Raw genomic sequence first — 7696 nt, 5'->3', positions numbered from 1 at the left:
TTGCAGGCACTGTTAAAATACTGGTAGTCATAACTGCTGTTAAAGCTAAAATTGCACATTTTTTCATAGTAATCTCTCCTTTATAATTTTATTTAATGGTAAATTAAATGATATGCCTGTGGGTCCTATTATGATCTTCCATTAATATATTAAAAGTTACATTTCTAATTACTTCCCAAGCCTCTTTATGAAAAATTCCGTCTACCTCAAGATCATGTTTTTCTTGAAAATCTTTAACTGCTTTCAAAGTCTTAGGACCAAACACTCCATCCTCGTCTAAATCTTCATATCCTACAATATGAAGCCCCCATTGTAAAACTTCTACAAACTTATTATTATCGCCAAATTGACATGTTGGTAGATCTTCAAATGAATATCCAGTGTCTAGAACGCATCCACCCTCTACGATACCTTGTGGTTGTGTAGGTAAAGCCTTTGCAGGCACTGTTAAAATACTAGCAGTCATAACTGCTGTTAAAGCTAAAATTGCACATTTTTTCATGATAATCCTCCTTTTAAAATATAACTTTACTGATACTATTTAATAATTAATTTATAAATTGATTATTAAGATATTCTGAATATGCTTCTTCAATTACTTCCCAAGTTTCTGAGTCAACTATTCCATTTACAGCAAGTCCATGTTTTGCTTGAATATTTTCAACTGCTTTTTGAGTTTCAGGGCCAAACACTTTAACTTCGCCTAAATCTTCATAGTCCATCTGATAAAGTAGGCATTGTAGTACTTTCACTTTTATATTATTATCTCCAAATTGACATGTTAATAGGCTTTCATCTGGTAATTCAGCTAGTAATTCCTCCTCCTCATTCTCTTTAAGACAATAATCACAAGTATGAGGTTTTATAACGCATCCTCCATTTGTAATACCTTGTGGTTGTATAGGTAAAGCCTTTGCAGGCACGGTTAAAATACTAGCAGTCATAACTGCTGTTAAAGCTAAAATTGCATATTTTTTCATAGTAATCCTCCTTTTAAAACATAATTTTATAAAAATTTTTGTAAAATTCGAAATATTCTTGAAGTTTTACAGAAAATTTTTGACACTCAATTGGATTATAGCTACATTTAAATGTATTTGAGTCTAATATTTAGAAACTATTTGGCTAGAATATTAAAGCAACCTAGAAGAAAAGTGCTAAATTTAAATAAATTTAACACTTTCACGTAAGAATATAAAGCCGTATTCTCTTTTATGTTTTACGAAATAGTTATTTTATCTCTTATGTCTAATTCAATGCATCTCCCATTACTTTCCAAACTTCTGGAGTAACAATTCCATCTACCTCAAGTCCATGTTTTTCTTGAAAATCTTTAACTGCTCCTTCTGTTCTAAGACCAAAGACTCCAACTGCACCCAAGTTCTCATATCCTAGATGACTAAGATAACATTGTAAATGTTGTACATCTCTACCAGCATTACCAAAGCGGCATGTCCTTAAAAAGTATGGTATGATACCTTCATTTTCAGATTCCATATCACAATAATCTTTAGGTCCTGTTATAACACATCCACCTGGTAATATACCTTGGCTTCCACCAGTAGATGCCTTTGCAGGAACTGTTAAGATACTAGTTGCCATAACTGCTGTTAAAGCTAAAATTGCATATTTTTTCATAGTAATTCTCCTTTATAATTTTATTTAATGACAAATTAATTTTATTGGCTCATAAATAAATTTAACTATATATTCATTTAATTTTAATCACATTTTGTTGCCTCATTTATTAAAAGTTTATATAATGAGGGGTAAAATGGATTAAAAATGAAGTATTATAAAAGTAAAACTGTATTTTATTTTTAAATTTTATATCTACTATAATTATAGATTCATAATTACTTTCCAAACTTCTGGAGTAACAATTCCATCTGCCTCAAGTCCATGTTTTTCTTGAAAATCTTTAACTGCTGATTCTGTTCTAGGACCAAAGACTCCAACTTCATCCAAATCCGTATATCCTAGATAAGCAAGAGCACATTGTAAATGTTGCACATCTCTATCAGCAATTTTTCCGTCAACATCTCCAGGGCTGCATGTCCTTAAAAAGAATGGCATGACACCTTCATTTCTAGGTTCCATATCGCAATAATCTTTAGGTCCTGTTATAACACATCCACCTGGTAATATACCTTGATTTCCGTTAGTAGATGCCTTTGCTGGAATTGTTAAGATACTAGTAGCCATAACTGTTGTTAAAGCTAAAATTGCATATTTTTTCATAGTAATTCTCCTTTAAAATGTATTATTTTATGAATATTATTATAACATTATGAATAATGTTATAATTTTGTGAACATTTTTTAACGCTCAATTGGATTATACCTTTATTTGGATATATACTCAATGATTGAATCATATGGAATTTATTGTTTAAAGTGCGTTAGAGCAGGTTTTCTTATATATGGTCTAATTTACATATTTTATCTAATGTTTTCTTCAATTATTAAATCAAGCAGTAATTCATCAATAAAAGTTATATAATTTAATAAAGTTTAGAAAACATACATTATTTTTCTAAACATATGAAATAATTGTATATAAATGAAATATATTGGAAGAATATTATTAAATAAATTAAAACTAATAAACTTTACATTTAAATTTATAAATTAATGAACTATATAAAGGATTTTATATAATCTGCAAATACTAGAGCATATACATAAAAAATTATTTGAGGTTATTTTAAGATGAGAAAGTAAAATATATTAATGAGAAAGAATTTTTTAATAGTTTGCATACCTTTAGATATTAGTTGTATATTACTTAGTGGTTATATAGGGGAGGCAGCAACATCTATAAGAGAAATTTTTAATAAAGTTTAACTCTGAAAAATGAAATAAGTGTTTCTTTTGGATTCCAGCAAGAAGACTCCAACTTTAGAGGTTAAGAACGTTAAACTAGCTAAGCAGCGGTGCTCATATATTTTTAAAATAAAAGTCTATAAATACTAGTATCCTGTAAATACTAATAATTATAGACTTTTAATCCTATTATATGAATAAGATCTAAGCAGTTTTATTTACTAAGTATCTCTATTCCATCTTCTGTTACTAATAGTGTGTGTTCCCATTGTGAAGAAAGAGATCCATCTTCCGTGAACACTGTCCAATCATCATCAGAATCTATTACTATTTCATAAGATCCAGCATTTATCATAGGCTCTATGGTAAATACCATGCCAGGTGCTAAAATCATTCCTTCACCTCTTTTACCATAATGAGGTACAAAAGGATCTTCATGAAATTCAAGTCCAATACCATGGCCGCCAAAATCTTTTACTACAGAGTAACCGTGCTTTTCAGCATGTTCTTGAACCGCTGCGCCTATATCACCTAAAAATCCCCAAGGTTTTACTGCTTCTATACCTTTATATAAGCATTCCTTAGAAACTTCTACTAGTTTTTTTGCTTCCTCGCTTGCTTCACCAATGATGAACATCCTTGAAGCATCTGAATAATACCCGTCTAGTATTGTGGACACATCTATATTTATTATATCTCCATTTTTAAGAATTATATATTCACTAGGAATACCATGACATACTTCATCATTTATTGAGGTACATAAACTTTTAGGATATCCTTGAAAATTTAAGGTTGCTGGAATTGCTCCTTGAGATACAGTATAGTCATGTACTAATTTATCAATTTCCTCAGTACTCATACCTTCTTTTATATTTTTTTCAACTAAGTCCAATACAGCATTATTAATTTGGGCACTTTTTCTTATGCCTTCAATTTGTTCTTTAGTTTTAATAATGTTTCTTGGGGGAACTTGTAATCCCTGTGATTTTAAAGCATTAAATTTATTATCAAATTCAATATGACATTTTTTATATTTTAATCCGCTACCACACCAACATAGTTCATTTCTATCTAGATTCATATAATTTCTCCTAACTTTATATATTTTGTAACAGTATATTTAGCTACGCTCTTACCACTATTTAAATTATACTGCTATAGTTGCAATTTTAAAATACGATTTAATTGAAACTATAATTATTCTTATAAAAAATAGTTTAAAAAATTAATTTGCAAATTAATTTTAATCATTCGTATTCGTATTCTCCATTTTAATTTCTGTAGGATATGGGGACGGTTCATTACAAATTGTAAGCTGAGAAATTTAGGATTGATTTTGTAGCGGCGAACAGTGTTCGCCACATAATAACTAGCAATTGTATTGCTAGTAGCAAAAGGGTTAAAGAAACTAATTATGCTCAAAAAAATTTTAAAAATATAATTGACCATAGTAGTCAAAAGAGTTATAATGTAATTGACCGATATGGTCAAACAGCTTGTTGTATATTACAAAGGAGGAGTGGAATATGTTTTCAAAGTTTTTAAATATAGATGAGGAAAAGCAGGATAGGATTTTAAACGCAGCAATGAAGGAATTTGCGCAAAATGGTTTTGAAAAAGCTTCTACAAATGAAATTATTAAAGACGCAGATATATCAAAAGGGTTATTATTTCATTATTTTAAAGATAAGAAAAATCTATTTTTATTCCTGTATGATCACTGTATTGATGTAAGTACCAATGAATTTTATAAGAAGATTAATTTAGATGAAAAAGACTTTTTTATTAGAGTGAGTCAAATATGCATAATTAAATTTGAGCTACTAAACAAATATCCTGAAATGTTTAAATTCATTGAAACAGCATATATGGAAACCTCAAAGAGTGTTAAGAAGGAGTTAGATGAAAGAAAAGAAAAGCTTATTGAGGTCAATTCTATTAAAGTATTTGAAGACTTTGATCTTTATAAGTTTAAAGAGGATATTGATGTAGAAAAGGCTATTAATGTTATGATTTGGACTTTTCAGGGTTTAGGGGATCAGGCGCTTAAAAAGGCAAAATTATTATCCTTAGATAGACCTAACTATAGTGAAGTTTTTAAGGAAGCAGATATATACATAGATATGTTTAAAAACTGTTTCTATAAATAATATGTGGAGGTCATAAAATGAATGTTATTGAGATTAAAAATTTAACCAAGAATTATGGCAGCTCAAGGGGAATTACTGATGTAAGTTTTAATGTTGAGGAAGGTGAAATCTTTGGATTCATTGGACCTAATGGTGCAGGTAAATCAACAACAATTAGAACATTACTATCACTTATACATCCAACCAGTGGAAGTGCTACAATTTTTGGCAAGGACTCCTTAAAGTGCGCTCCTGAAATTGCTAAGGAAATAGGATATTTGCCATCAGAGGTATTTTATTATGACAAAATGAAAGTAATTGATCTTTTAAAGTATTCTGCTAGTTTTTATAAAAAGGACTGTAGTAAAAGGATAGAGGAATTAGCAGAAATAATGGATCTTGACCTCAATAAAAAAATTGATGATTTATCCTTTGGAAATAAAAAGAAAGTAGGAATAGTTCAAGGATTACTTCACGAACCAAAACTTATTATACTTGATGAACCTACCAGTGGACTAGATCCACTTATGCAACAGAAATTCTTTGATTTACTAAAAGAAGAAAATAAGAAAGGCACCACAATTTTATTTTCTTCACATATTTTAAGTGAGGTTCAAAAACTATGTGATAGAGTTGCAATTATCAAAGAAGGAAAGATAATAACTGTTGAAAAGATTAGTACGTTAAAGGAAAATAACCATAAAAAAATTAAAATTGAAACTATAAATAATATGGATAAAAGTTACTTTAATATTGAAGGTGTTAGCAATTTAGAAGTAAAAGATAATATAGTTAGTTTCTTATTTAGAGGTGATATCAATTTAATTATGAAAAAACTTTCCTCAATAGAGCTATCTAATTTATGGATAGATGAGCCAGACCTTGAAGAAATCTTTATGCATTATTATGAAAAGGAGAATTAAGAGATATGAATATGTTTTTACATGAACTAAAGGCATATAGAAAGTCAACAATTGTATGTACGTGCGTATTAGTAGCTGTAAGTATTCTCTTTCTATCGTTATTTCCATCCTTTTCAAAGGATGTTGCAGAATTTAATAAAATACTTGAGAGTTTTCCAGAAGGAGTAAGAAAAGCATTGGGAGTTTCCATGGATAGTATCGCTACTTTTATAGGTTTCTATTCATATGTATTTTTGTATATAGTGCTGTGTAGTTCGATTCAAGCTACGAACTTAGGTATTTCAATTTTATCAAAGGAAGTCCGGGAAAAAACAGCAGATTTTCTATTAACAAAACCTGTAACTCGTATGCAAGTTGTTACATCTAAACTGTTAGCAGCATTAACTTCGCTAATAATTACTAATGCAGTTTATATAGTAGCAGCTACCATAGTAGCATTAGTTATGACAGAAGGAGTACTTGATTTCAAGATATTTTTTATGATTTCTATTACAGGATTTTTTGTTCAACTTATGTTTTTATCACTAGGGGTTATTATTTCTGTATTAGTTCCTAAAATTAAATCTGTACTTCCAATTTCACTTAGTATAGTATTTGGGTTCTTTATCATAAGTATGTTTGGGTCTGTTATTGGGGAAAATGCAATACGCTATATAACCCCATTTAAATATTTTGATACAGCCTATATAATTAAAAACTCTGCTTATGAAGTTTCCTTTATAATTATAGAGATACTTTTTATTGGAATTACTACTGCTATCAGCTACCTAATATATTCTAAAAAAGATATTCATGCAGTTTAGTCATGGTAGCACTTTAAATTTTTGTGTAAAGGAGATATGACTATGAATATATTTATTAGAGAAATAAAAGCCAATAGAAAATCACTTATTTTATGGTGCATTGGTGTAATATTAATGGTTGTTGCCGGAATGGGTAAGTATGGTGCAGTATCAAGTTCAGGAGAATATATGAATGATATTATATCATCAATGCCTAAATCTTTGCAGGTTATGTTTGGTACAGTTTCCTTTGATTTATCAAAGGCTAGTGGATTTTATGGAGTAATTTTTTCATATTTAGTTCTAATGGCTACTATTCATGCTTCAATGTTAGGAGCTAATATAATTTCAAAGGAAGAGAGAGATAAAACAGCAGAATTTTTAATGGTAAAACCTATTTCAAGAAATAAAGTTATCACATCAAAGTTATTAGCAGCATTTTTTAATATAATTATTTTTAATATTATCACTCTAATTAGTTCAATCACTATCGTTGAACATTATGCTAAAGGTGAGGGAATAGCTAAAGATATTATAATATTGATGATTGGAATGTTTATCCTGCAGCTAATATTTCTGACTATAGGCACAGGAATAGCAGCTATAAGCAAAAATCCGAAGACTGCAACCACTGCATCTACAGGGATACTTTTGATTACTTTTATATTATCTATGATAGTTGATATGAATAGTAATCTTGAGGGCTTAAAATATATTATACCATTTAAATATTATGAAGCTAAAAATCTTATGTTTGGCGGTGGCTTTGAGCCTGTGTTTGTAATCACATCTGTTATAATTATTACAGTTTTACTATGTACAACTTATGCATTTTATAGAAAAAGAGATTTAAATGTATAGTAATGTTTATGTATTTTATTAAACAACCATAATTTTATTGAATGAGATATAATAAAAAATGACTCACTAGGGATAGAACTATAGGGTTCCGCAATGAAAATTTAACTTATGCATGATTTTAATTTCCATAACAAAAAATCTTTTCTACGAATGAAAAATTAAGAATGAAAGAT

Annotated in this window: 9 protein-coding genes; 4 read left to right on the top strand and 5 right to left on the bottom strand. The window is 29.0% G+C overall.

The window, feature by feature from the left end; genetic code table 11:
* Nucleotides 1–103 precede the first annotated feature (103 nt).
* The 5 genes from B2W91_RS04145 to map form a co-directional block, all read right to left on the bottom strand.
* A complete protein-coding gene (locus tag B2W91_RS04145) occupies nt 104–502 on the bottom strand; it encodes a peptidoglycan-binding domain-containing protein (RefSeq protein WP_291579018.1) in 399 nt (132 codons plus the stop codon).
* Nucleotides 503–548: 46 nt separating this feature from the next.
* Nucleotides 549–980 (bottom strand): peptidoglycan-binding domain-containing protein, encoded by a 432-nt coding sequence (locus B2W91_RS04140; protein ID WP_291579017.1) that lies wholly within the window; start codon nt 978–980, stop codon nt 549–551.
* 268 nt (nt 981–1248) lie between these two features.
* Nucleotides 1249–1638, bottom strand: a complete 390-nt coding sequence (locus B2W91_RS04135; protein ID WP_291579016.1) for a peptidoglycan-binding domain-containing protein — start codon at nt 1636–1638, stop codon at nt 1249–1251.
* Nucleotides 1639–1842: 204 nt separating this feature from the next.
* Nucleotides 1843–2241, bottom strand: a complete 399-nt coding sequence (locus tag B2W91_RS04130; protein ID WP_291579015.1) for a peptidoglycan-binding domain-containing protein — start codon at nt 2239–2241, stop codon at nt 1843–1845.
* Between the two features lie 798 nt (nt 2242–3039).
* Nucleotides 3040–3909 carry a type I methionyl aminopeptidase gene (gene map, locus B2W91_RS04125; RefSeq protein ID WP_291579014.1) on the bottom strand — a complete coding sequence of 290 codons (870 nt, stop codon included), beginning with the start codon at nt 3907–3909 and terminating at the stop codon, nt 3040–3042.
* A gap of 445 nt (nt 3910–4354) precedes the next feature.
* Here map and B2W91_RS04120 point away from each other — a divergent pair, with 445 nt between their 5' ends.
* The 4 genes from B2W91_RS04120 to B2W91_RS04105 are packed head-to-tail and all read left to right on the top strand — an operon-like array spanning nt 4355 to nt 7523.
* Nucleotides 4355–4978, top strand: a complete 624-nt coding sequence (locus B2W91_RS04120; RefSeq protein ID WP_291579013.1) for a TetR/AcrR family transcriptional regulator — start codon at nt 4355–4357, stop codon at nt 4976–4978.
* Between the two features lie 17 nt (nt 4979–4995).
* Nucleotides 4996–5880 carry an ABC transporter ATP-binding protein gene (locus B2W91_RS04115; protein ID WP_291579012.1) on the top strand — a complete coding sequence of 295 codons (885 nt, stop codon included), beginning with the start codon at nt 4996–4998 and terminating at the stop codon, nt 5878–5880.
* A gap of 5 nt (nt 5881–5885) precedes the next feature.
* Nucleotides 5886–6683, top strand: coding sequence for an ABC transporter permease subunit (locus B2W91_RS04110; protein ID WP_291579011.1), 798 nt, complete (start codon nt 5886–5888; stop codon nt 6681–6683).
* Nucleotides 6684–6725: 42 nt separating this feature from the next.
* Complete coding sequence (locus B2W91_RS04105; protein WP_291579010.1) at nt 6726–7523, top strand: ABC transporter permease subunit; 798 nt, start codon at nt 6726–6728, stop codon at nt 7521–7523.
* Nucleotides 7524–7696 lie beyond the last annotated feature (173 nt).

Origin of the sequence: Clostridium sp. UBA6640 (assembly GCF_002455975.1) — a bacterium.
GTDB lineage: Bacteria > Bacillota > Clostridia > Clostridiales > Clostridiaceae > Clostridium_J.
The sequence above is the reverse complement of the archived record's forward strand: the minus strand, read 5'-3'. Positions and strand labels throughout refer to the sequence as shown.